The organism is Agrilactobacillus composti DSM 18527 = JCM 14202, assembly GCF_001436375.1.
GTDB classification, from domain to species: domain Bacteria; phylum Bacillota; class Bacilli; order Lactobacillales; family Lactobacillaceae; genus Agrilactobacillus; species Agrilactobacillus composti.
The window spans coordinates 208,162-232,225 of record NZ_AZGA01000088.1 but is presented as its reverse complement, the minus strand read 5'-3'; the positions used below and the strand labels follow the sequence as shown (position 1 = coordinate 232,225).

General features: G+C 45.7%; 23 protein-coding genes. 11 read left to right on the top strand and 12 right to left on the bottom strand.

Features of this window, described 5'->3' with window-relative positions; translation table 11 throughout:
- Positions 1-10: 10 nt before the first annotated feature.
- Together urtB and urtA are read right to left on the bottom strand one after the other, a co-directional pair.
- A complete protein-coding gene (gene urtB, locus FC83_RS16230; protein ID WP_035450656.1) occupies positions 11-916 on the bottom strand; it encodes an urea ABC transporter permease subunit UrtB in 906 nt (301 codons plus the stop codon).
- A gap of 11 nt (positions 917-927) precedes the next feature.
- Positions 928-2,178, bottom strand: a complete 1,251-nt coding sequence (gene urtA / locus FC83_RS16225; protein ID WP_035450658.1) for an urea ABC transporter substrate-binding protein — start codon at positions 2,176-2,178, stop codon at positions 928-930.
- A gap of 326 nt (positions 2,179-2,504) precedes the next feature.
- On the opposite strand from urtA, the gene FC83_RS16220 reads away from it, so the two are divergent.
- The 10 genes from FC83_RS16220 (at position 2,505) to FC83_RS16175 (ending at position 10,625) form a co-directional block, all read left to right on the top strand.
- Positions 2,505-2,813, top strand: a complete 309-nt coding sequence (locus FC83_RS16220; protein ID WP_035450660.1) for an urease subunit gamma — start codon at positions 2,505-2,507, stop codon at positions 2,811-2,813.
- A gap of 20 nt (positions 2,814-2,833) precedes the next feature.
- Entirely contained in the window at positions 2,834-3,136 is a 303-nt protein-coding gene (locus FC83_RS17520) for an urease subunit beta (RefSeq protein WP_035450767.1), read from the top strand.
- A 12-nt stretch (positions 3,137-3,148) separates the two neighbouring features.
- Positions 3,149-4,864, top strand: coding sequence for an urease subunit alpha (gene ureC, locus FC83_RS16210; protein ID WP_057003027.1), 1,716 nt, complete (start codon positions 3,149-3,151; stop codon positions 4,862-4,864).
- 12 nt (positions 4,865-4,876) lie between these two features.
- On the top strand, positions 4,877-5,329 hold the full coding sequence (locus FC83_RS16205; RefSeq protein WP_035450662.1) for an urease accessory protein UreE: 453 nt from the start codon (positions 4,877-4,879) through the stop codon (positions 5,327-5,329).
- Complete coding sequence (locus FC83_RS16200) at positions 5,319-6,008, top strand: urease accessory protein UreF (protein ID WP_057003026.1); 690 nt, start codon at positions 5,319-5,321, stop codon at positions 6,006-6,008. The genes FC83_RS16205 and FC83_RS16200 overlap by 11 nt, the downstream gene beginning before the upstream one ends.
- Before the next feature lie 15 nt (positions 6,009-6,023).
- Positions 6,024-6,635, top strand: a complete 612-nt coding sequence (gene ureG / locus FC83_RS16195; protein WP_035450664.1) for an urease accessory protein UreG — start codon at positions 6,024-6,026, stop codon at positions 6,633-6,635.
- A 2-nt stretch (positions 6,636-6,637) separates the two neighbouring features.
- On the top strand, positions 6,638-7,474 hold the full coding sequence (locus FC83_RS16190) for an urease accessory protein UreD (RefSeq protein ID WP_057003025.1): 837 nt from the start codon (positions 6,638-6,640) through the stop codon (positions 7,472-7,474).
- Between the two features lie 220 nt (positions 7,475-7,694).
- Positions 7,695-8,255 carry a hypothetical protein gene (locus FC83_RS16185; protein ID WP_035450666.1) on the top strand — a complete coding sequence of 187 codons (561 nt, stop codon included), beginning with the start codon at positions 7,695-7,697 and terminating at the stop codon, positions 8,253-8,255.
- A gap of 319 nt (positions 8,256-8,574) precedes the next feature.
- Complete coding sequence (locus FC83_RS16180; RefSeq protein WP_057003024.1) at positions 8,575-9,429, top strand: alpha/beta hydrolase; 855 nt, start codon at positions 8,575-8,577, stop codon at positions 9,427-9,429.
- A gap of 5 nt (positions 9,430-9,434) precedes the next feature.
- Complete coding sequence (locus FC83_RS16175) at positions 9,435-10,625, top strand: TcaA second domain-containing protein (protein WP_035450667.1); 1,191 nt, start codon at positions 9,435-9,437, stop codon at positions 10,623-10,625.
- 324 nt (positions 10,626-10,949) lie between these two features.
- Here FC83_RS16175 and FC83_RS16170 read toward each other — a convergent pair whose 3' ends face one another.
- From FC83_RS16170 to FC83_RS16140, 7 genes are all read right to left on the bottom strand, one after another.
- On the bottom strand, positions 10,950-11,726 hold the full coding sequence (locus FC83_RS16170) for an acetoin reductase (protein WP_035450669.1): 777 nt from the start codon (positions 11,724-11,726) through the stop codon (positions 10,950-10,952).
- A gap of 178 nt (positions 11,727-11,904) precedes the next feature.
- Positions 11,905-13,005, bottom strand: coding sequence for a cysteine desulfurase family protein (locus FC83_RS16165; protein WP_035450671.1), 1,101 nt, complete (start codon positions 13,003-13,005; stop codon positions 11,905-11,907).
- Between the two features lie 13 nt (positions 13,006-13,018).
- Positions 13,019-14,113, bottom strand: a complete 1,095-nt coding sequence (gene nadA, locus FC83_RS16160) for a quinolinate synthase NadA (RefSeq protein WP_035450673.1) — start codon at positions 14,111-14,113, stop codon at positions 13,019-13,021.
- A complete protein-coding gene (gene nadC / locus FC83_RS16155) occupies positions 14,110-14,946 on the bottom strand; it encodes a carboxylating nicotinate-nucleotide diphosphorylase (protein ID WP_035450675.1) in 837 nt (278 codons plus the stop codon). Before nadC ends, nadA begins: the two co-directional genes overlap by 4 nt.
- The gene (nadB, locus tag FC83_RS16150) at positions 14,927-16,402 is read right to left on the bottom strand and encodes an L-aspartate oxidase (protein WP_057003023.1); all 1,476 of its coding nucleotides are present in this window, start codon (positions 16,400-16,402) and stop codon (positions 14,927-14,929) included. Before nadB ends, nadC begins: the two co-directional genes overlap by 20 nt.
- The gene (locus FC83_RS16145) at positions 16,399-17,841 is read right to left on the bottom strand and encodes a nicotinate phosphoribosyltransferase (protein WP_057003022.1); all 1,443 of its coding nucleotides are present in this window, start codon (positions 17,839-17,841) and stop codon (positions 16,399-16,401) included. Before FC83_RS16145 ends, nadB begins: the two co-directional genes overlap by 4 nt.
- A gap of 123 nt (positions 17,842-17,964) precedes the next feature.
- Positions 17,965-18,735: an NrtR DNA-binding winged helix domain-containing protein gene (locus FC83_RS16140; RefSeq protein WP_035450677.1), complete on the bottom strand. Its 771-nt coding sequence runs from the start codon at positions 18,733-18,735 to the stop codon at positions 17,965-17,967.
- Between the two features lie 153 nt (positions 18,736-18,888).
- Here FC83_RS16140 and FC83_RS16135 point away from each other — a divergent pair, with 153 nt between their 5' ends.
- Complete coding sequence (locus FC83_RS16135) at positions 18,889-19,434, top strand: hypothetical protein (protein ID WP_035450679.1); 546 nt, start codon at positions 18,889-18,891, stop codon at positions 19,432-19,434.
- A 416-nt stretch (positions 19,435-19,850) separates the two neighbouring features.
- On the opposite strand, the gene FC83_RS16125 is transcribed toward FC83_RS16135, so the two are convergent.
- The 3 genes from FC83_RS16125 to FC83_RS16115 all read right to left on the bottom strand — a co-directional run bounded on the left by FC83_RS16125 (position 19,851) and on the right by FC83_RS16115 (position 23,880).
- Entirely contained in the window at positions 19,851-20,402 is a 552-nt protein-coding gene (locus FC83_RS16125; RefSeq protein WP_035450683.1) for a hypothetical protein, read from the bottom strand.
- Between the two features lie 271 nt (positions 20,403-20,673).
- Positions 20,674-22,116 (bottom strand): C69 family dipeptidase, encoded by a 1,443-nt coding sequence (locus FC83_RS16120; protein WP_057003021.1) that lies wholly within the window; start codon positions 22,114-22,116, stop codon positions 20,674-20,676.
- Between the two features lie 102 nt (positions 22,117-22,218).
- On the bottom strand, positions 22,219-23,880 hold the full coding sequence (locus FC83_RS16115) for a hypothetical protein (protein ID WP_057003020.1): 1,662 nt from the start codon (positions 23,878-23,880) through the stop codon (positions 22,219-22,221).
- Between the last annotated feature and the right edge of the window lie 184 nt (positions 23,881-24,064).

Sequence of the window (24,064 nt, the reverse complement as noted above, 5' to 3'; positions counted from 1 at the left end):
TAGTTGGTGATTAATCATCGATCTTACGTGAATTCAAACTGAAAACGCCCTTGGGTTTGAATTGCAAAATAATGATGACGAGGATCAGTACCAAGGCTTGGCCAATGGAAGGGTTGGTCAAGTATTCTAACGTTGTATTGCCCACCCCCATGAAGGTGGAACCAAAGATCGTGCCTAACAAGGTGCCCGCACCACCGACGACCACCGTGATAAAAGCATTGATGATATAGTCTTGGCCAATACTGGGGCCAATGGAGCCGATCCAAGTCACAGCACAACCCGCCAAGCCAGCCAAGCCTGTACCGAGGGCGAAAGTTAAAGAATCGATACGTTTGGTATTAATGCCTAATGCTGCAGCCATTTGGCGATTTTGCATGGTGGCATTGATGTTTCGACCGAATTTGGTCCTGAACAACAGATATGCCACACCGCCTAAAGCCAAAATAGCTATGGCTAAAATTGCCAAGCGATTGATGGGTAGGTCGATATTGGCGCCGATGGCCACGTTTCCCTGTAAAAATTTAGGAGAGGTTACGGAGACATCGGGCGCTCCAAAAATATTCCGAGCCAGTTGTTGCAAAATCAAACTCAAGCCCCAGGTGACCAATAGGCTGTCTTCCGGGCGATCATAAAGGTAGCGGATGATAATTTTTTCTAAAAGATAGCCTAATAAGGCGGTGATCAGAAACGATAAAACCAAAGCTACCAATACATAAGCGCTGAAGCCGCCAGGAAAATACTTTTGGAAAATGAGTTGAACCACATAAGTCGTGTAGGCCCCAATCATAATGAACTCCCCATGGGCCATATTGATGATGCCCATCAGTCCAAAGGTGATGGTTAAACCAACCGCGGCTAACAGTAATATCGAACCCACGCTGATACCGTTAAACAATTGCATGATGACTGTACTCATAAACGTCCCTCCTATTGGCCTTGATTCAACATGCCAGCCCAGGCATAACCCTTCAAATAAGGATCGGGTTTAACGGGCTGTGGCGATTGCCAGACCGTATTGATGACCCCATTACTAGCAACTTTGCCAATTCGAACGGTCTTATAGAGGTGCTGATTGTCGCCATCGATGGTGACTTTACCCTCTGGGGCCGCATAGCTTAAACCTTTAGCTGCCTGTCGAACTGCGGCCACTTTTGTAGTCCCAGCTTTTTTGACGGCTTTAGCCCACAGGTGGACTGCATTGTAGCCAGCTTCGATAGGGTCATCTGTGACGCTATTGGCGCCGTTGGCAGCTCGAAAAGCTTTAATGAAGGCTTTATTTTCAGGATTATTTTGGGATTGGTAGTAGTTCCAAGAGGTATATTGACCAGCCATATACGTATTCCCAATACCTTTAACTTCTTGTTCAGCCACCGATGCGGAAATGGTGGGGGTGGTGTTCGCAGCGATGCCTGCTTCATGGAGTTGTTTGAAAAAGGCATCATTAGAGCCGCCATTTAAAGTATTCACAATATAATCAGGATTGGCTTTTTTAATTTGGGTAATGATTGTGGAGAAGTCGGTGCTGCCCATGGGGACATATTTTTCACCCACGACAGTCATATGTAACTGTTTGGCTTGTTGGTCAATAATGGCGTTCGCTGTTCTTGGGAAAACGTAGTCTGAACCTACTAAGAACACCTTTTTGCCAAAGTGCTGGGTCATGAAATTAACCGCTGGGACAATTTGCTGATTGGGAGCTGCCCCCATATACATGATGTTAGGGGAAGATTCCATGCCTTCATATTGCACGGGATACCACAGCAAGCCATTGTTATGTTCAAAAATGGGTAAAACGGCTTTGCGGCTGGCAGAAGTCCAACAGCCAAAAACAGTAGCCACGTGATATTGATTTAACAGTTGGTCGGCTTTCTCAGCAAAAGTCGCGTTATCAGACGCACCATCTTCAATGACCGGGACCACTTGCTTACCTAAGACGCCACCGTTGGCATTGATTTGTTTGATGGCCAGCAATTCAGCTTGTTCTACAGGAATTTCACTATTGGCCATGGTGCCGCTTAAAGAATGCAAAATACCGACTTTGATAACCTTATCGGAAGTGGTGGTAGTTTTTGAAGGCCGGGCTAAGCCAGCCACGGCACTACTGCAGCCAGATAAGAGGCTGATAAAAGCGATGGATAAACAAAGCAAAAACCAGGATCGATGCCAGTGCTTTTTCAATTTCTCATCTCCAAATAATTAAACTAATTATTTTATAATCTTTTATGTTATATTTTATAACACAAATTGAAGATATTAACCAGCTTTTTTGAAAATGAAAACCTGAAATTATTTTGGCACATAAGTGAAAATAATTCAATATTACACGATTAAATCAGGATATATAACGTGAAAATGTTAGATTATGGTTATGCAACCGCAATTTATTTTGAAAGCGGTAAATGATTATCCTAAAAATAACTTGCTGAATTTTAAATTAGTGTTATATTATATAACAAATCACGTCATTAATTTTTGATTAGAATAATCGCTAACGGAGGTTGCATATGCCATTAAATTTAACAACTAAAGAAATTGAAAAGCTCAGTATCGTCGTGGCCAGTGATTTGGCCCATCGGCGCAAGGACCGGGGGTTGAAGCTAAATCATCCCGAAGCCATAGCCTATATCACGTATGAAGTCTTAGAGAAAATTCGCGACGGTGCTAGTGTTGCTGAAGTGATGCAATTTGGCGCCACTGTGTTGACGCAAGCGGATGTGATGCCAGGTATTGCGGACATGATTCCGGTGATTCAAGTGGAAGGTACATTTAAAGACGGCACCAAGCTAGTTACTGTCCATGATCCCATTCGTTAAGGAGATGACATAAATTGAAAATTGGTACAATTTTACCCCAAGATGGCGAAATCGAATTAAACACCGGGCGGCAAACCCGGACCCTCAAAGTTACGAATACGGGCGATCGCCCGGTACAAGTGGGTTCCCACTATCATTTTTATGAAGTTAATGAGGCTTTGCAATTTGATCGTGAATTGGCCCGGGGCTTTCATTTAGATGTGCCTGCTGGGATGGCCGTGCGGTTTGAACCTCAAGATGAAAAGACCGTGACGCTAGTCGCCTATGCGGGTAAGCGGGCAGTTTATGGTATGAATAACAAAACCAACGGCAAATTGGATTAGGAAGTGAAAAAAATGAGTTTAAAAATTTCCCACGCCAAATATGCTAGTCTCTATGGCCCCACCACAGGGGATCGGGTCCGACTGGCAGATACAGATTTAATTATTGAAGTGGAAAAAGATTATACCAGTTACGGGGATGAGGCTGTTTTTGGTGGTGGTAAAGTCATCCGGGAAGGCATGGGGATGAATCCTTTGTTGACTCGGGATCAAGGTGTGCCAGATCTGGTATTAACCAACGCATTAATAATTGATTACACCGGTATTTATAAGGCAGACATTGGCATCCGCGATGGCAAAATTTTTGCCATTGGCAAAGCTGGCAATGATTTGGTGATGGCTGGGGTCACTTTTCCCATTGGTATTTCAACGGAAGTGATTTCAGCCGAGGGTAAAATCGTCACTGCTGGGGGCATCGACAGCCATATTCATTTCATCAGTCCAACGCAAGTTACCGCAGCGGCTGAAAGTGGGATTACTACGATGCTGGGCGGTGGTACGGGCCCTGCAGAAGGGACCAATGCCACCACTGATACACCGGGGGCTTGGAATATTGCCAAGATGTTGCAAGCCGCTGAAGGCCTGCCCATGAATATTGGTTACTTAGGCAAAGGCCAAGGGGCTGATTTGGACACCATGGCCGAGCAAATCAAAGCCGGAGCTATCGGTCTGAAAGTTCACGAAGATTGGGGCGCCACGGCTGCAGCCATCGATAATGCGTTAAAAGTGGCCGACAAATATGATGTGCAAGTAGCCTTACATACCGATACTTTAAACGAAGGCGGCTTTGTAGAAAATACCATTGCCGCCATCAATGGCCGCGTCATCCACACCTACCATACAGAAGGCGCCGGTGGCGGCCATGCCCCAGATATCATTAAAGTGGCGGGGGAAATGAATATTTTACCGTCTTCTACCAGTCCCACGATGCCTTATACCAGTGATACCATCGATGAACATTTAGACATGCTCATGGCTACCCATCACTTAAATCCGGATGTGCCTGAAGATGTGGCTTTTGCCGACTCTCGAATTCGCGAAGAGACCATTGCCGCTGAAGATGTGCTGCAAGACATGGGTGTCATCAGCATGATGAGTTCAGATTCCCAAGCCATGGGTCGGGTTGGGGAAGTCATTTTGAGAACTTGGCAGACTGCCAGTAAATTAAGACACCAATTGGGGCCTTTAGCTGAGGATGCGCCAAACCATAATGATAATTTTAGGGTCAAACGCTATATCTCTAAATACACAATCAACCCGGCGATTACTCATGGCATCAGTGCCTATGTGGGATCAATCGAAGTGGGCAAAATTGCCGATTTAGTCTTGTGGGAACCCCAATTTTTTGGAGTCAAGCCGGATAAAGTGATTAAAGGTGGCTTGATCAATTTGAGTTTGATGGGGGATGCCAATGCGTCGATCCCGCTGCCAGAGCCCGTCCGTTATCGGAAAATGTTTGGCAGTTATGGGGTAGCTTTAACACAAACCAGTTATTCCTTTGTATCCCAAGCGAGTTTAGACGCGGATATCAAAACCAAATATGGTTTGCAAAAGACCCTATTGCCAGTGAAGGATATTCGCACGTTGACTAAAAAGGATATGAAATTTAATAATAAAACACCAAAAATCACTGTGGATCCCCAGACTTATGAAGTGACCGTCGACGGCCAAATTGTGACCTGCCCACCGGCAGCCGAATTACCCTTAGCCCAGCGTTATTTCTTATTTTAGGAGGCAATTTTTATGTTAGTTGAAAAAATCATTGAACATGTGGATTTGGATCAGATTCCAGCGGGGCTACAAGTTGACAAGGTCTTTGTGGCTAATGAAGACCTTGCCAAACGCTTGCATCATTTAACTAGTGAAGGCGCCCAAGCCGTCGCCGTGCATTTACCCGATGGGCAACATCTCCACGTGGGGGATGTGTTGTATCAAGATGCCGATAAGGCCATTGTGGTGGACGTGTTACCAGAAGATGTGTTGATTATTAAACCCGGTTCAATTCAAGCCATGGGTAAAATTGCCCATGCTTTAGGCAATCGCCATTTACCCGCGCAATTTAGTGGCGATACCATGATCGTGCAGTATGACTATTTAGTGGAAAAATTGTTGCAAGACCAACAAATTAACTTTGAACATAAGGCGCTTAAACTGCCACAGCCATTTTTGCATGTGGGGCATCATCATGACGCCTAGAGCGGATTTGATGTTGCATCAATTGGTGGATACCCAGTTTCCTACGGGGGCTTTTAGCCAATCCTTTGGCTTTGAGTACCTAACCTTTAGTGGGGCTGTGACTGATCCGGCAAGTTTTCAAAACTGGTTGGCGGATTATTTAACTGAACAGCTGACCTATTGCGAAGGCTTGGTGATCCGTGAGGTCCATCAAGCACCAGCGCCGGCGTTGGCGCAAGTTATTCAGACTTGGTCGGCGGCTCTATATGCCCAGATGCTACCTAAAGAGATGCGTTACGGCAATATTCAAATGGGCAAGCAATTCAGCAAGTTGATCAACCAGCTGCTGGTTGATCCCCAATTGCAGCAGTATCAAACGTTAGTTCAGGAAAAAGTGATTTTACCGCATTCAGCGATAGTTTTTTGTTTAGCTTGTCGGGCGCTGCAATTAACGTGTACAGAGACGTTGACCAATTATTATTACATGACCCTCTACAATTTGACCCAAAATGCGGTCCGGGGAATTCCTATTGGCCAGACCAAAGGCCAGCAGTTGATTGTCGCTTTACATCCGGTGATTACGCAAGCGGTGGCTCAAACCTTGGCATTGTCTGTGGATGAGTTTGGCCGCACCGCACCTGGTTTAGAAATTGCTCAGATGAAGCATCAATTCTTATATTCTCGAAGTTTTATGTCTTGAAAGGAAGCTTTTGAAATGACAGATACCATCAAAATCGGCATCGGTGGCCCAGTGGGTTCTGGTAAGACCTTATTATTGCAACGATTAGCTGAAAAGTTGGCTGATAAAGTAAGTATGGCCGTGGTGACCAATGATATTTATACCAAAGAAGATGAACGCTATTTAAAGAGCACAGGGGTTTTGCCAGAGGATCGCATTATTGGCATTGAGACTGGGGGCTGTCCCCATACGGCTATTCGGGAAGATATTTCCATGAACGCCGCGGCCATCGACGATTTTAAAGAAAAATTTCCTGACTTACAGTTGGTTTTTGTGGAAAGTGGTGGGGATAATCTAGCAGCCACTTTCAGTCCAGAATTGGTGGACTTATCTATTTATATTATTGATGTGGCCCAGGGTGAAAAAATTCCCCGTAAAGGTGGTCAGGGGATGATTAAAAGTGACTTCTTCATCATCAATAAAACGGACTTAGCGCCCTACGTGGGGGCGAATCTAGATGTGATGTTAGCTGATACCAAAAAATTTCGGGGCACCGTTAAACCCACAGCCTTTACAAACTTAAAGACCGATGAGGGATTGGATACAGTTATTGATTGGTTAAAGACAAGCGCATTTTTGGAAGTGTAGCCATGGACCTGACACAACGTAAAATAACGGGGACACTAAGTTTAGATGTGGTTGCCCGCCGGCAACAGTCGATTCCGCAAGATGCCTATTTTCAAGGTGCTTTTAAATTAATGCGCCCTCAACACTTGGATGACACTGGCCAGTTAATGTATTGTTTGCTCAATCCTGGCGGGGGGTATTTGGACGGGGACCGTTATCAAATGGATATTCGCGTCCACGATACGGCTGATTTATATTTGACCGCCCAGTCCGCTACCAAAATCTATAAAACTCCAAAAGACCAAGTTCGCCAAGACTGTCAGATTGAAGTGGGAGACCAGGGAATCCTGGAATTTACTGCCGATCCCATCATTCCTTTTCAAGATGCCCGATATACCCAGGATCAAATCATTCACTTAAAAGCAACCAGTGCGCTGTTTTTATCCGAGGTCTTAACCCCAGGCTGGTCCCAGGATATGCAAGGCTTTCAATATGACTATTTAAATTTAAGAACCCGGATTTATCTTGCGGATAAATTACAGGTCTGGGATGCCTTGGTTTTAGAACCTAAAGTAAAACCGATCCACACGGTTGGTTTATTTGCAGATTACACTCACTATGGGAGTATTTACATCGTGCATCCTTTAATCGACCCCGAAGTTGAGGCTAAATTCGAAACAATCATCACTGACAATCATCCTGAGGTATACGCGGGTATTTCTCAGCTCAATTTTCCAGGGTTAGCCATTCGAATCCTGGGGAATGGTACTGAGGCTGTACAAGCGACGATTGATAGCTGTCAAAAGCTGTTTCGTCAGGCGTTGTTGGGCCGGGAAAACGCGCTGTTTAAAAAATATTGAAAAAGTATAAGTTATACCTTAATCATTTTAAAGATACTTTAATTTAGTTCCTGGTATCTTTGAAGTGATTTTTTTCATGTCCTGAAATCGTTGACAGTTTATGAAGCGATAAGGTAAACTAATGATATCAATTGTTCAGTTTTATGTACAATATTACGTAGCTTACTACATAGCAGATAAAGCGCATGGGATTGGATAAGATATATTGGGAGGAATTAATGTGAAATTGAAAAAGCTTTTGTTGAGTGTTTTAGGATTGGCCTTGGCAGCAAGCAGTTTAGCCTTTACCAGCGGTCAAGCCCAAGCAGCCAGTGAATGGGAACCCAGTAATGGCTATCACTGGTATCCAACCGTGGTGACTGTGACAGGGCCTTATGGAAATGAATCGAGTGCGCGAACATATACGAAACCAGGGCTATTTATGGGCGGAACTTTTGATACACGACCTTATCAAGGCTATACTTTGCCAGTTGGTTCGCAATGGAAAGTTGAAGGGTACTATTCCGGTAATGGTGGTGTAAGTTATGACCTTGGGGATGGCTACTGGCTTTATGGCAAACAGGCTAATATTCCAGTGAACACGGCGGCAGATGCTATCCTTTCAGTATTAGCTAAAAATGGTGACTATCAAAATCAAAATTATCAACATATCTATGGTGGCCAATGGGATCCCTTTATCAGCGGTTACTGGGGTGGCCCTTATGTGGCTATCACTTCAAATGTCGGTAAGTACGTAGTTTATCAAGACGGCAGTACCCATCCAGTTTTCTTCTTGTACTAAAAGTAACCAGAAAAATCCCGAATAAACTTGTGTAAATAAAGCTTGAAGGTAAAGGCCTTTGAGCTTTATTTGTTTTCTGTCGACCCACAATTCGTTAATGTGCCTGGGCTGTAGTTATGCTAAAATTAGACTTATATTTAATATTTTTTATCAACGTCTAGGGAGGCGGATATTTATTCAAAAGTTTAGACTGGGAATTTTAGGCATTGCGTTACTAAGCTTAACCGCTTGTGGCAGTCATCAGGCGGCCACCCCTAAGTCAACGGCATCATCAACAAGCAGTTCACAAGCCAGCACCACAAAAACTTCAAAAAGCAGTATGAAAAAAGCTGGGGCCGACGCCCAACAAGTGGTGGCCAGTACTAAAGGCCAAACAACGGCCCAAGAAGATAGTGCCATCACCGCCCATACTTTTTGGTCACCATCGTTAAAGCGGGACTGGCATTACGCTGTTTATACCCCGGAACAATACGATCCCACCAAGCGCTATCCGGTGATTTTTTTACTCCATGGGATGGATGGGGATTATACAAATTTTTACAAGTTAGTGGATTCTAAAACGCTGCTGGATACGGCCACGGCCCAATATCAGCAGCCGGCCATCGTGGTGTTTGCGGATAGTGATAACAGCTTTTATGTGGATGGCCCCCAAGAAGCCATGGCCACGGCTATTAGCCAGGATTTATACCAGGAAATTGATCAACAATATGCCATCTCGGATAATGTGAGTGCCCACGCCATTGGGGGGATTTCCATGGGTGGCTACGGTGCGGTGAATTTAACGTTCCAAAATCCTCAGCAATTTCACTATGCCTTTGGGATTTCGCCAGCGGTTTGGTATCAGGTACCGGCTAGTGTTAAATCCCGGGTCAGTGCGTTTAATGATGCTTCTGGGGCGTGGTCTGATGCCAATTGGGTCGCCCAATTTCCAACGGGTAAAATCAATCAGACAGTTCAAAAGGCCCAACCCCAAGTCTATTTAGAATCCGCGCAAGGGGATACCACAGTGCCAGTGGGGGATGTGCAACGCTTTGCCCAAGAATTACAAAATCAACAAATCAAGACCCAGTTACATATCGATCCAGCCGGAGGCCACGATGTCCCCTATTGGCAACAGGCCCTGCCGAAAGCCTACGACTGGATCTTACAAAGTTTTAAAAATGAGGGAGTTTAAGGAATATGACATTTTGTCCACATTGTGGGGCGACGGTGACAGCCACCGATGAGTTTTGCCCCAATTGTGGGTTTAATCTAAAAGCAGCCCGGGCCCAACAGGCCGCCCAAGCCAATACGCCACAATCAAAGCAGCCAAATCCAACTGGCAGGCCCAACACACCGCCTACCCAAGCTAATCAAAGTGCAAGTAGCCAAGGAAACGTACCACCGCAACAGCCAGGCACCAATGGCAGTGGCCCAGTTAATCCCGGCCCCAGTAGTAAAGTCGGCCGCTGGGTAGCTTTAGGGGTCGTGATTTTGGTGGTCATTCTTGGGGCTGGCTATTTAATGGGCCGGCAAACTTATGCTAAGGCTAAACAAGTGGATGCGTTGATTGCGAAGTTAAACAGCAACAATCCTAAGACCGTTGCCAGTGTGCTCAGCAGTGATGCCACCAATTTACAAATTAACGAACAAACGGTGAAGCCCCTGCAAAACTATCTGCAATCTGATAAGCAGTACATCAATCAGTTAAAGTCTGATTTGAATGCTAAGGACCAATCAGCCGATGGTAATTTTAAATTGACCAGCGATCATAAAGCATTTTTAGTTTTTCCAGAGTACAAATTATCCGTTAAAGCACTATATCCCACCATCAAAACCAACCGAGATGCTGAAGTTACCGTCAATTCTGAAGTGGTGAAGGCCACCAATGGTAATAATTATAAAATTGGCCCCCTGATTTTAGGGACCTATGAGATCAATGCTAAGGCTAATGTGGACAATAAACCGGTGACCACCACGAAAAAGCTGTTTCCTCTGAAGAATAGCAATGACATTGCCGTGACTTTAAAAGCCCCTAAATCTGAAACCAAGTCCACTGACAAGGATAAGGATACTAAGTCTACGACGACTGCGACGACCGATACGGATACAGACACTGCCTCAAGTACGTCCCGGGTCAATCGATCCGCCAATAGTGACAGTTCTTATAACCGGACAGTGCAACGCTATAAGGATTTGATTTCTGAATATGACAACGTCGGGTCTTATGGTCATAGTTTTGAAGTGTCCACCCCAGCAGCCAATATGAAAGAAATTGATGTTTACGATAAAGATACCAATGACTTGGAAGACAAGTACCGCTATGATGAAATTCATGATTTAATCAGTAAATACAATGAAGATACCGGGAAATGGGATCTTCTAAATTAACCAAAAGCGTCGTTTTACTCAGAATTAATTGAGTAAAACGGCTTTTTTTGACGGTTTTTTAAAACCAGGTGGACTAGCGGAACAAAGTATCTAAAAAACGGCTATTTTTTCAATAGTTTTGGAAGAAAGTAGCATAACTTTAAAAAAAACCGGCAATATTTTGAAAGTTCTGGTCTTCATTTGCAGAAGTTTTAAAATATAGGCCATTTTTTGCAAAGTTATCACCAAAGTACTGAAAAGCTTTAACATAGTTCTGAATAAATCAAAAAACAGCTATTCTACTGTGACGGGTAGGATAGCTGGTTTGAATATCTAGATTATGATCTAAAGCAAACCGCCGCCATCAACAGCGTAAGCTTGCCCGGTGATATAGTCGGCTTCAGGACTGGCTAAGAAAGCGACTAATTTGACAACATCAGAAGGTTCAACGGTGCGGCCTAAAGGAATAGTATCCACAAAGTCTTGGCGATTTTGGCCTAAAGGTTTGCCATTGATTTTGGACATTTTAGCGTCAATTTCATCCCACATGCCGGTGGTGCCCACAACCCCTGGGGCATAAGCATTAACGGTAATGTGATCTGGGGCTAATTCCTTAGCAGCGGCTTGGGTGAAACTGATAACGGCTGCTTTGGTAGCTGAATAAGTCCCCCAAACCGGGAAGGCTTTGATGCCGGCAATAGAAGAGGCACTGATGATTTTACCAGCAATCCCTAATTCTTTGAATTTCTTGCCAGCAGCTTGAATACCATAAACGACCCCAAAGACATTGATCTTAAAACTTAATTCCAAATCCTTAGGATCAATATCTAAAATACCGTCAACTTTGGCAATCCCAGCGTTATTGACCATCAAATCAAAACTGCCTAGTTCCTTAGCAGCGGTATCCACAGCTGCGAAGACTTGGTCGCGGTCCGTCACGTCTAAGGGAATAAATAACCCCTTTTGTCCAGCAGCGCTCACGGTATCTAGGACCCCTTGGGCTTTTTGTTGTTGACCCGGTAAATCAGCAATGGCCACATCGTAGCCATCTTTAGCTAAGCGTTCGGCAATACCCGCACCGATACCTTGAGCAGCACCTGTGATTAAAGCAACTTTTGACATGTAAAAAAACCTCCTTTTTGAATACTAATATTCTAGTCCAAAAACAACAATTTGAAAACAGTTTCACCTCGAATTGCTCAAGTTTTTTCAAAAAATATTGGGGAAACGAAAAAACGTTTAGACCATTAGCGACCTAAACGTTATTTGTTGCGAAAATTTCACATTAAAATTCGTTAAATTAAGCATATTCATGATTTAAAATATCAGCCAGTTTATCAACTTCAGCCAGGGTATTTTCTGGACCAAAAGATAAACGGATATAACGTTCAATCGTAGCCTGGTCATACCCCAACGCGGTTAGTGTTTTATCCGGCCGGGGATCTTTAATACTGCAGGCACTGACCGTGGAAAAACAGATACCCTGTTGCCCTAACCGGGTAACGACTTCTTGGCCTTGATTTTTGGGCAGGATCACCCCGCAAATACCGGGGTAGCCGGCTGTGGGGATGACCGGCGCAAAACTTGGGGCCAATTGGGTGAGAAATTCAGCTTTCAATTGGGTCACTAAGGCCAAGCGTTGGGCAATAACGGGCAGGCTGTCTGTCAAAGCTGTGGTCATGCTGACGATACCTGGGACATCTAAGGTGCCTGGTAAGAAACCATTTTGTTGGAAAACATGGCGGTAGGGCGGGTCGGTCAATACTTGGGGAGAGAGATAAAGCAACCCGCTACTCTTGGGGCCGTTGAATTTGTGGGCACTGGCGCTAAAACCCGCTAAACCAGTGGGATCAAAATCAATTTTGCCCATAGCCTGTACGGCATCCACAAATAAGGGCACCTTCGCGTTTTGGGCCGCTGTCTTTAATTCCGTTAAGTTTTGCTGGATACCAGTAATGGAATTCACCGCCTGGATGACAATTAAGGCGGTATTGGCGGTGATCTGGTTAGTTAGTTCAGCGGCGGTGATTTGCCCAGTGGCCGTCACCGGCAAGGTTTGGATATCAAAGCCAAATTCCCGGTGCAATAAATCCAGGGTTTGATAAACGGAGCTATGTTCTAAAGGACTGACTAAAATCTGGGTCTTGCCACTGCCGGTGGCTAAACTGCGAATGCCTAGTTGATTGGCTTCCGTGCCACCGCTGGTGAAAATGATGCCTTCCACGGGAATCTTGAACAAATTGGCAATGGTGGTCTGGGCTTCTTGCACCAACTGGCCAGCAGCATTGCCCGCTTCATGTAAGCTTTCACTATTGGCATAAAAGTTTTGGGCCACGGTGGTATAAGTGTCTAAGGCCTTGGCACTCATGGGGGTGGTGGCGGCATTATCAAAATAAATCATTTGGTTCACCTCATTAACTCAATTCAAGCATCCGGTCTAACGCTTTTTTAGCCCAGAATGCGGTGTCTGCATCAACTTTGATTTCATGACCCGAATCGCCGGCCGCCAATTGATCCATGGTCCAGGCTAAGTGGGGCAGGTCAATGCGGTTCATTAAAATACAGGCACAGGAATGGGGGTTCAAGAACATGATTTTTTTATCTGCATAGGTGTGGATCAAGCGCCCCACTAAGTTGTTATCAGTACCTACAGCAATGCGGGCACCTTTTGGCGCGGCTTTGATATAGTTAATGATGGCGGCAGTGGACCCCACTTCATCGGCGGCGGCCACCACGTCTTGGTGACATTCGGGATGAACAATGATTTTCACATCCGGATAGGTTTGGCGCAGGTGGTCGATTTGGGTGGTGTTGAACTGTTGATGGACGGAACAATAACCGTTCCACAAAATCACCCGCAGGTTGTCAGGATCCGTTGCCTCTAAATGGTTTTGTTGGGCTAGCCACATACCTATTTCAGTTTTGGGGATACCCAAGGCTAAAGCGGTATTGCGACCTAAGTATTGATCCGGTAAAAATAACAGATGTTTAGCTTGTTTTAAAGCCCAGCTGACGATGGCCCCGGCGTTACTGGAGGTGACCACCACGCCGCCATGGCGGCCGACGAAGGCTTTGATGGCCGCGGAAGAGTTCACATAGGTGACGGGTAGAATCGTGTCGCCATAGCGGGCGGTCAATGCCTGCCAAGCTTGTGTCAGCTGGAAGGGATTGGCCATATCCGCCATGGAACAGCCGGCCATGGGGTCTGGTAAGACCACATGTTGTTGGGCCGTGGTTAAGATATCGGCGGTCTCGGCCATGAAATGGACGCCACAAAAAACAATATGTTTGGCCGCGTGGTTGCTGGCGGCAATTTGGGCTAATTTTAAAGAATCACCCCGGGCATCGGCAAATTGGACCACTTCGTCTTTTTGATAGTGGTGGGCCACTAGGAATAAATCATCGCCAAAGTCGGCTTTGATGGCGGCAATGCGCTGGACTTGATCAGCGGGATCTTCATTATAGTAGTCATTAAAAGCGATTTTGCTTTGTAAGTCAGTGAGTATCATGCTTTCACAGCACCTTTCAGAATGAAACTGATGTCTAGAGGCAGGGCCGCGTTGGTCAAATAACCTAGGGAAATAAAATTGACCCCGCAGCCGCGGTAGGTAGCTAAATTGGCCAAATAGATGCCGCCGGAAGCTTCGGTATAGATGGTCTCGGGGACCAATTTTTGCCACTGGGCGACGGTTTCCGGCGTTTGGTTGTCAAACATAATGACATCGGCTTTGGCAGCCACTGCTTCTTGCACTTGGGCTTTGGTCTCCACTTCCACTTCGATGCGCAACATGGGCCCGGCCTGTTGCTTCACGGCGGCAACAGCGGCGGTGATACTACCAGCGGCCGCGATGTGGTTGTCTTTTAACATGACCCCATGATCTAAGCCCAGGCGGTGGTTGACCCCACCTCCCACGGTGACGGCATATTTATCAAACAGCCGTAAACCGGGCATGGTTTTGCGGGTATCCACGATTTTAATGGTGGGATCCTTTAAGGTGGCGACGGCTTGGGCGGTGGCCGTGGCAATACCGCTTTGTCGCTGCATCAGGTTTAAAATGACCCGCTCCCCGGATAACAAGGTGGCGGTATCCCCTTGCACCCGACCAATATGATCCCCAGGGACCACGGCTTGGCCTTCAGGAATCAAGGCCTCGTAATGGGCGCTTCCTAATAAGTCATACACTTGTTGCGGCAGAGTTTGCCCACAAATGATACCGGCTTCTTTGGCAATGAAGTCTCCTTGGATGGTTTGCTGGGGGAGTAGGGCAGTACTTAAGTCCCCAAACCCTAAATCTTCATTTAAAAAGCCAGTGAGGGCCTGCTTAACTTGCAGTGGATTCATGGGCCACCTCCTTGATATAATGGGCCCCAATGCTCTTAGGCTCCTTTAAGGCAGCAGTATCGATCAATTCGGCACATAAGCATAGGTTAGCGATGGTGAAGTCTTTGGGACTGAGTTGGGTGGGGACCAGGTCCCGGTAATTAAATTGGGCTAACCAAGTGTGGAAGTCATGGAGTTGTGCCTTGGTGCGTTCCACACCCAGATTATGCCAAGCGGCTTGGCGCAAGTCGGCCAAACTTGGTAGCTTAGGTGGCACGATGGTCGTTGGATCTTGAGGTAAGGCCGGGGTGACGGCTGGTTCTAAGGCGGCAATCACCTTGGTGGCCTCTTCGGCACTGACTAAGCAATCCAAAAGGGAATTGCTGGCCAGACGATTGGCACCGTGGACCCCATTACAAGCGACTTCGCCAATGGCAAACAAGCGCTTGATAGAGGTTTGAGCGGCCAAATCTGCTTGAACCCCACCCATCATGAAGTGGGCGCCGGGTTGGATCGGGATCCGGTTGGTGGTCCGAAAGGGCACGTGATGCCGGTCTAAGTTCGCGGTGATACCAGGAAAGCGTTTGGGAAAATCAGGAATGGCGGAGATATCTAAGAAAGTTTGATGACCAGCTGCCCGCCACCAAGTCAAATGCCGGGCCACCACATCTCTAGGAGCTAGGTCTTTTTTAGGAACAGCGGCCATAATTGGGGTATTATTTTCATCCACCAAAATTGCCCCAGCACCCCGAACGGCCTCAGAAATTAAACCAAAACATTTACCATGCAAAGATAATAACGTGGGATGGAATTGCATGAAGGCCATGTCGGCCATCTTGGCCCCGGCCCGAGCGGCAATGGCGATGCCATCTCCGGTAATTGTGGCATCATTGGTGGTCAATGGGAACAGATTGCCCAAGCCCCCAGTGGCTAAAACGACAGCATCAGCGGTCAAAGTTTTGAAAGTCCCGGTGGGGTCATGTCTGACCCGCACACCGTAACAAGTCCCATTTTTAACTAACAATTCAACAGCCGTGGTGTTTTCCTGCCAATGGACGTGTTCAATTTGACTTTGCACAAAGGTGGTCAAGGCTAGACCCGTCCGATCCCCCTTGGCGTGGAGGATACGATGATGACTGTGGGCCCCTTCTAGGCCGAAATCTAAAGCACCATTAGCTTGATGGTCAAAGGGCATGCCCTGTTTGATCAAGGTTTGAATGAGCTTTGGCCCTTCGTGGACCAATTGATCCACCGCGGCTACTTTATTGCGATGCTGTCCGGCAGCTAAGGTATCAGCTTCATGGGAGGCGGGGTTATCCCCAGGATCTAAAGAAGCGGCGATGCCCCCTTGGGCCAACATGGAGTTGCTATCTTGGGCACTGGCTTTAGTGATAATGGTGATGTCATAGTTTTGGGGTAACTGGGTGGCTAAGTAACTGCCGGCCAAGCCCGCACCGATAATGATTACTTTTTTCATTGGACATGTTCCTTTTCATGATATTTTTGGACTAATTCAGTTTGTAAATCGGCCAGGGATTTGGTGAGGTAAACCCGATATTCGTCAGGGTTCACTAACCGCTTGGTGGCAGCTGGTAATTCGGCGAGCTTTTCTTGCGTCCGCTGTTGGATCTCCGGTAAGTTGGGGGCCACATAGTCAGGATGGTCCTGGGTCAAGACCGGTTGTTGCAAGGGTACCGCTACGAAATCCTTAAGGACCGTTTGCCGTTTGGTGGCTAAAGGACTTGCCGGCACAGCGGTGATGTCTGAAGTTAAGACCTCATCTTTTAACGCAATCACGTCGCCAAAGGCCTGGTCACTGCCGGGTCGATACAGGCGGTACACTTGTTTAATGCTAGGTAACGTCAGCTTTTCCGTACTATCGCTGATTTTAATTTTCGGAACCCATTGACCTTGGCTCTGGACGGCCGTTAACTTGTAAACCCCGCTGAGGACTGGGGCAGAAGCGCTGGTGATAAGTTTTTCCCCAATACCAAAGTTATCAATGGGCGCCCCTTCTTTTAACAGGGCCTGGATGACCGTTTCATCCAAGGAATTAGAAGCGGTGATCTTAACCTCTGGCAAACCGGCGGCGTCAAGTTGTTGCCGGGCAGCCTTAGCCAATTGGGCAATGTCCCCAGAATCAATGCGGATGCCTACGGGTTTATGCCCCGCAGCTTGTAATTCCTTGAAGACCTTAATGGCATTGGGCACACCGGAACTTAAGACATCATAGGTGTCTACTAACAGGGCAGCGTTGTCCGGATAAATCTCACCCCATTTTTCAAAGGCGGTCAGTTCATCGGGAAAGGCTTCGATCCAGCTGTGGGCCATGGTACCAGCGGCGGGGATACCAAATAGTTCAGCCGCTTGGACGTTAGAAGTGCTGGTGCAACCGCCGATAATGGCTGCCCGGGCCCCATAAGTGGCACTGCTGGGGCCTTGGGCGCGGCGGGCACCGAATTCCATCACGGGCCGACCTTCGGCGGCATAAGTGATCCGCCGGGCTTTGGTGGCAATAAGGGACTGGTGATTCAAAATGTTTAACAGTAAAGTTTCAAATAATTGAGTTTGTAGCAAAGGTCCTTTAATGGTCAAGAGGGGTTCTCTAGGGAAAACTGGCGTGCCTTCAGGGATGGCCCACACCTCACAGTCAAATTTGAAATGCTGCAAGTAGTCTAAAAAGCCTTCCGAATAAAGATGTAAGCCCCGCAAGTAGTCAATATCGGGCTGGTCAAAATGAAAATTTTCTAAGGCGTCAACGGCCTGTTGCAGCCCGGCAAAGATCACAAAGCTACCTTGATCCGGGACTTTTCTGAAGAAAACATCAAAGCTGCCAACTTCGTCATTAGCTGCTTCATAGTAGCCGTTGGCCATGGAGAATTCATATAAATCCGTTAACATGGATAAATTGGACATGATTCAAAAGCCTCCTAGCACTAATATAAGTAATTAATACTTTAATAAATAAACTAAAAGAGTACAAAATACTTTTATTTAATTAGTATAGAGAATACACGTCATGAAAATGAAATGCAAGTTTTATTCCTCGATTTGTGCTAATTTGTACAATTTTGCCGGTCGGCCAATTTGTCGCCGGGTAGTGGTGCCCACTTCTTTAAATAAATGTTGGTGGGTTTTTTTAAAGTTAGAGTTGTCAATGGCTTTCACGGGGATGCCAAAGAAAGCCGCATAAACGGTCCGGGCTTCTTTTAAAGTGAAATCATGACCCAACACCAATAAAATATTAGGCTGATAGTTCAATTTATTTTTAATCCGTTGGCAGGCTACTTTTAAAATCCAATCGTGATCAAAGGCTAAATAATCCCGGCCGCGCGCTATTTTAAAGTTTTTATAGTAGCTGTGCTGGGAGTGGCTGGTGGCGGTCATAAAGTGTAATTGGCGATAGGTCAGGGAAAATTGCCCAGCTTCTGTAGCCGAAAAAGTAAACCAGTGGGCATCTAAAGCACCGTAACCTGCTTTTAAAGGGGGCATTTCTGGTAGGAAGGTCATGTAAGCCAAAGACAAAGCCCGCTCTCCCGGTGCCCGGTCATTATGGGTAAAGGTCGCTAATTGTTCCGTGTGATAATTCGATAAAGTCAGGCCAATTTTTTCCTTCACCAAGCGCAAAGCCGCTTCATCGGCACTTTCCTGGGCCCGCATGAAGGTCTCAGGCAAGGCCCAATAGTCCGCATAGGGATTACTGGCCCGTTTAACCAAAAGGACCTGGAGCTGATCAGTTTCACGATCAAAACTCCAGATAATATTGGTGATCGTAATATAAGGTTGTTCAAGAATAGCAGGATTATCCATATGATCAGGCTCCGTTTTCTGTGGGATTAAAAGTAATTATAACTTAAATTCTAGGATTGTTAAATATTCTGACAAAGATTCGTGGTCTTGGCGGCATAAAGGTTATAATAAATCTATGATATATTTAAAATTAAGCTAATTGGAGGAGATAGCATGAAGAAACACGTTATAAGCATGTTCATCGCCAGTGCGGTCGTTGCCACCGGATTAGGTATGATTGCCAGTAATCCAAGCTCAGTGAAGGCGGATACGGTGACTGAAGCGATTATCCATGGTGGGGATCAACCCTTAATGCGAGGATATTCATGGCTAGAACACCTTAGAAATTTACCAGATGGTTCTCGCTGGCGGGTCTTCAGGGCCATCATTGGACCAGATGGGACTGAATGGTTTGATCTGGGTGATGATCAACTAGTGCAAGCTTCTGGGGCCTGGCTAAATGATTATTACAGTATTCCGGTGGTTAATATGGTCGAATTTCAAAATGATCCACGAAAGATTGCGGTAATTATGTCCGATGAACCAGCAACCTTATGGACCGGTTATGGTCAAAACCGTGTTGCATCAGGTCGTACGATGCCAGTGGGGTCAGCCTGGCTTGTCACCACAACGAAGACAGCAATGGGGAAACTTTGGTATCAAATTGGCCCAAATCAATATTTGCTGTCCGATGATGTTCTTAGAAATTTTAAATTATAAGAAACAAAAAAATTAATATCATAACATGATAAAAAATAGCTTAACATCAAACATAAAGATGTTAAGCTATTTTTTTTAAGTCCGAAATGTCTTAAGGGTCTTGCCTATTTTCTGTGGCATGGGAAAATTTAAGTATAGCGGATAGGATTCCAATCACGCCTATTAGTGCACAAAGCATGGCTAGCATCCATATTAAGCTAAAGGGCTTTGTCGTGAAACAGTCTTGGGAAGTTATGACAAAAATGAGCCCCATCCAAAAATTATATTTTTTGTAAAAGTGTTTGTTAAAATGCATAGAAAACCGCCCCTGTAAAATTATGGAAATATGATACTTCAATTCAAAAGCCATTATTTGTAATGCCTAATTTGAATAAAATGTACACTTAAATTATTAGTTCAGCATAACATAAATAGTTTCATCGTGTCACCAACGAATTCACCGTATAACTAGCTGGGCCTTCCCCGGAGAATACTTTGCGGGCATAGGTCATGATCAGGTCCGTATATTGGTAAACGGTGGGGTCCGAGCCATAGCGCAGGGTGCGGTATTGGTGGTATTGCTGAGAACCTTCCACCATTAAGCCGGCGAAGAAATTGGCTTTAGAAATTGTTGTGGGCTTTGGTTTTTCCAAATAGGTCAGGGGGATAGCTTTATTGAAGGCCGTGGTTGACTGAATATGCCAGAAGTCTTGATAGTTTTCAATGGAGAGATTATCCATGATTTTTGTATTGGGGCCTGGAAATAACTCAGCGCCCTTTTCCGGATAGGCCACTTCGTAAAGGGTAAAGCGCTCATTGGCCATTTCAATCAGCATTTGATTGGTGGCAATGTCCCAGTAGGTCAGAATATCCACGGGCCGGCCCTTTTGAAGCAGGGTGGGGGTTTCTTTATCACTGGTTTCCGTTAAGGCGTGCAGCAGCATCCGCGTCAAGTAATGATCATAAGTGCTAATGGTAATTGATTTCATATAGGTCCCTCCTGTGGTTTGAAGAAACAAGACATCATTTATCCCTAGTATAATAGATTTGTTGTTAAAAAGCCTGTCACAGGATGTTTTTGGCAAGCTACTATCAAAAATTGGCTTAATTTTGAATTAATTTTACGATTGACAAATAACCCCACGCCTAAACTTGCTGTGTATTTGGGCGGTGGGGTTATTTTGGAGTTTAATAGCATTAAAAAATGAGTCAGTTAAGGTGCAACTAGCTCACGAATGATGGTTCAATCGTGCAAAGCGATTAAAGTTCGCCGCCCTTTTCAAAGGTTGGCACCATCTTTTCAGCCCGCATGGCCACTAAGGTGTGGAGTAAATCTTCCAGATTAGCGGTGATTTTGGCTGCAACCTGGGCATTTTGAGCGGTATGCCAAGCCGGTAAGTCTTCTGGCGTAACTTTCGCATAAGCTGCATCAGCAGCGGCCACGGCAGCGATACCGGCAGCAAAGCCGAACTTGCGACTTTCAGAAACGGCCACCATAGCATCTTCATCGTGTTGGGCAAAGAAGCCATCGCCGATCATGGCGATGATTTTATTCAACCAGTAAAAGCTGTCCGTGCTGGCTTTGTCATTTGGCGTAAATTGGAAGTTTTGCGGGGTATCGTCACAATTAGCAAAGAAAGGCACTGGGGTGTTGAAGATATTGACCCCTTCGGCCAACCAATGAATGGCGGTGTGTTCCTTAGGAAAATTAGGCCGAATTTGCAGGATATGCATTTCTTGGTTGCGGTTCATACCAATTGGCCGGTAACGCAGGCGACTCTCCGGGGTCCCGGTTTGGCCATAAGGGTCAAACTCAGTGGCTTGGTAGTGGCTGCTTAAAATCAGAGCCACATCTTTGACACTGATCAAATGGCTAGGTACCCGGGTAAAGGGCATGTCCCGGCTTTCTGGGTCTTGGTTGAGTTCAGGGTTCAACATTTTTTGACCATACCAAACCCGAGGGGTGTTGTAGTAATGGTCAGCTAAGGTGTCCTCCCCAAAGATATCTCGGAAGTTAAAGCCATCTTTAGCGGGATTCAAGTGATATTTTTCAGCAAATTCCTTTAAATCAGCACTGTACATATAATGATCGGGATCATTAAAATCGATTTCTTGGATGCCGGTTTGGTTAGGGGCGATGACATAAGTGTCATCGGGAATACGTTGGGCTGCCCAGTGATGGCCGCCTACAGTTTCAAAGTACCAAACTTCATCACTATCGGAAAAAGCAATCCCATTACTTTCGCAAGTCCCATATTTAGTGACCAAAGCCCCCAAGCGTTGCACACCTTCTCTGGCGGTGTGGACATAAGGCAAAACACAGGTCAACATGGCTTCTTCGCCAATGCCATCAGGGACTAAGGGGTCTAAGCCTAGCATCGTGGTATTGGTAAACTCCGTTTCAGTTGAACTCATAGCCACATTATCTGTATTGATCCCAGATTCACCCCATTCCCCATCGCTGGTATCAGCGACTGGGGTGGCGGTGTAACGCAGGGGATTGTCGGGTAATTTAGTGTGGAAGCCATTAAAGGTAGATACAAATTCTTGAGGTTGGTCTGCTGGCTGCATAACAATAAAGCGCTTGGGATTAATACCCCCGGCGGCATCTTCATTTCTGGCGATCAGTGTAGACCCATCCACCGTGGCCTTTTTGCCCACCAATACGGCGGTACAGCTGGACTGGTTTAGCTTAGCAATCATGATATTCGGTCATTTCCCTTCAAAATAAATACTTTTATCATTATAACGCAAAGTAAGTCTCAATTTTAGAGGGGATTTACGTGGAAAATTTGACCGTCAACTTCATTGAATCCGCTGGAGTAAAACATGGGGGCTAGCTTGGAAATACAGAGTTTTAACTTGTTTGAATTTGAAAACGGGCAACGTTTTGACTGTCACTGCTGCGCCTTGTTTGCGGGGAACACAAGCCTTTTTAGAAATCAGTAAAAAGTCACCTAAACGCATAACCTTTGCTTGGCTGGCATCCACCAATTGGCCATAACGCCATCGTGGGGGCATGCCCACACCGGTATCACTAAGGCGACCATCTTGGTCGGGTGAAACAGTTTTTAGTAATTTAAAATGGGGATACACACTGGGCAGGTTAGCTAAATAGAGCCGCTGTTGGGGATGACTTAATAAAAGTTGATGTAAAGGATAGACACTAGTTGTTGTCAAGGTGATGGGATTATCCGGTAGGCCTTGGGTAAAATAATTCCCGGACGTAGGGCTGAAATAACTGTGCCACAGGCTAATTGCTGCAATCAATGGCGCAACTAGGAGTAAAGCTTTGAAAAAAGCAGGATTAAGCCATTGGTATAATGCCCATAAACCTAAACCCGCCAAAATGGCTAAGGGCCAATTGAGGAAATTCCAATGGTTGAAATTTGGGCGGACAATCAATAACAGCGGGCTAAAGGCGATTAAGCTGATATTTAACAAGTTTCTAAATTGGCTCAAGATGACGTTTTGGCCGTTGAGTGGTGCCACCATGCCACCAATAGCTAGGCTTAGGGTCAATATGGGCAGTACACTAGGCATTGGTAAACTATTCCAGGGTAAACCGTCGTTACCAGTGACATATTGGATCACGCCGGTGGCGGCATTTGTAGTCATGGTTTGAAAAACGGCAGTGGGTTGCAGGTCAATCAAAGAATCCAAGCGATTATTGGGTAAAGGTGGTAAAGTCCACCACAAAAATTGGTGGGCTATGGGGCTATGTAAGACATTGACGTGAACTGCAAAGACCATTAGCGGCAAAGCTAATAAGCCAATCAGCAAACAACCTATAATTATTTCCTGAAGACTCAGCAGTTGTCTATGATGCAGATACCCACCTAAGATCAGGACAACTAACGGGATATAAAGCCAAGCGACGATATAGCCATATAAGGTCAGGGCTAACAGGCCACAAGCGGTTTCTAATAACAGGATGCGTCCGGTGGTACCGAGTTGTCGCTTCAGTCCCAAGGTAAGTACACAAAGCGCTCCTAAAAAGATAATCGGAGCAATATTGCAATCTAAGATCCAGCGAGCGGGGATAAATAGCCAGGCGTTGGCGGTTAATGCCAGGGTCATACATAAACCCAACATTAAGTTTTTGGCCAGGTGGCTGACCAGGAGGGTGATGCCAATCAACATGAGCAGGTTGAGCAGGGCAAAATGGGCTCTAAAGGTCAACAAGGAAAAGCCCCACAACTTCACCACCGGGACGCTGAGCCAACTATAAAGCACAGACTGGCCACCGTAAGGGCCTTGAAAGTATACCGGCCGCAGATAACCATGGGTATCTACGCCAAAATTAGCCAAGCTTTTAACTTCGTTGGCATAGGCACTCTCATCAATGAACAGGCCGGGAATGCTACTCAGCTTGAAAAACAATGCCCAAGTATAGATGATAAAAACCAGGGCGATGAGCCCTAGCAGCCACTTAGATTGATGCGTTAACTTAACGATGACAATCACACCCCTATATCTGCTTTTTCCGGGAAAACAAATCAGCCATACTGGTGTCAAAGATAGAAAATTTAATTTTTTGTTTTATTATACCCAGTCAGCTTTTAGATTGCAGTTATTTTGTTACGCAATCGCTATCAAAATCTGATGATTTGTTACTTCAATCAGCTCTTAAATTGATTATAATTTAAAA

Bases quoted from the DNA above. Each gene is read 5' to 3' on its own strand.
- urtB (WP_035450656.1), bottom strand. From the start codon at position 916: ATGAGTACAGTCATCATGCAATTGTTTAACGGTATCAGCGTGGGTTCG.
- FC83_RS16220 (WP_035450660.1), top strand. From the start codon at position 2,505: ATGCCATTAAATTTAACAACTAAAGAAATTGAAAAGCTCAGTATCGTC.
- ureC (WP_057003027.1), top strand. From the start codon at position 3,149: ATGAGTTTAAAAATTTCCCACGCCAAATATGCTAGTCTCTATGGCCCC.
- FC83_RS16205 (WP_035450662.1), top strand. From the start codon at position 4,877: ATGTTAGTTGAAAAAATCATTGAACATGTGGATTTGGATCAGATTCCA.
- FC83_RS16200 (WP_057003026.1), top strand. From the start codon at position 5,319: ATGACGCCTAGAGCGGATTTGATGTTGCATCAATTGGTGGATACCCAG.
- ureG (WP_035450664.1), top strand. From the start codon at position 6,024: ATGACAGATACCATCAAAATCGGCATCGGTGGCCCAGTGGGTTCTGGT.
- FC83_RS16190 (WP_057003025.1), top strand. From the start codon at position 6,638: ATGGACCTGACACAACGTAAAATAACGGGGACACTAAGTTTAGATGTG.
- FC83_RS16180 (WP_057003024.1), top strand. From the start codon at position 8,575: ATGAAAAAAGCTGGGGCCGACGCCCAACAAGTGGTGGCCAGTACTAAA.
- FC83_RS16175 (WP_035450667.1), top strand. From the start codon at position 9,435: ATGACATTTTGTCCACATTGTGGGGCGACGGTGACAGCCACCGATGAG.
- FC83_RS16170 (WP_035450669.1), bottom strand. From the start codon at position 11,726: ATGTCAAAAGTTGCTTTAATCACAGGTGCTGCTCAAGGTATCGGTGCG.
- FC83_RS16165 (WP_035450671.1), bottom strand. From the start codon at position 13,005: ATGATTTATTTTGATAATGCCGCCACCACCCCCATGAGTGCCAAGGCC.
- nadA (WP_035450673.1), bottom strand. From the start codon at position 14,113: ATGATACTCACTGACTTACAAAGCAAAATCGCTTTTAATGACTACTAT.
- nadC (WP_035450675.1), bottom strand. From the start codon at position 14,946: ATGAATCCACTGCAAGTTAAGCAGGCCCTCACTGGCTTTTTAAATGAA.
- nadB (WP_057003023.1), bottom strand. From the start codon at position 16,402: ATGAAAAAAGTAATCATTATCGGTGCGGGCTTGGCCGGCAGTTACTTA.
- FC83_RS16145 (WP_057003022.1), bottom strand. From the start codon at position 17,841: ATGTCCAATTTATCCATGTTAACGGATTTATATGAATTCTCCATGGCC.
- FC83_RS16140 (WP_035450677.1), bottom strand. From the start codon at position 18,735: ATGGATAATCCTGCTATTCTTGAACAACCTTATATTACGATCACCAAT.
- FC83_RS16135 (WP_035450679.1), top strand. From the start codon at position 18,889: ATGAAGAAACACGTTATAAGCATGTTCATCGCCAGTGCGGTCGTTGCC.
- FC83_RS16125 (WP_035450683.1), bottom strand. From the start codon at position 20,402: ATGAAATCAATTACCATTAGCACTTATGATCATTACTTGACGCGGATG.
- FC83_RS16120 (WP_057003021.1), bottom strand. From the start codon at position 22,116: ATGATTGCTAAGCTAAACCAGTCCAGCTGTACCGCCGTATTGGTGGGC.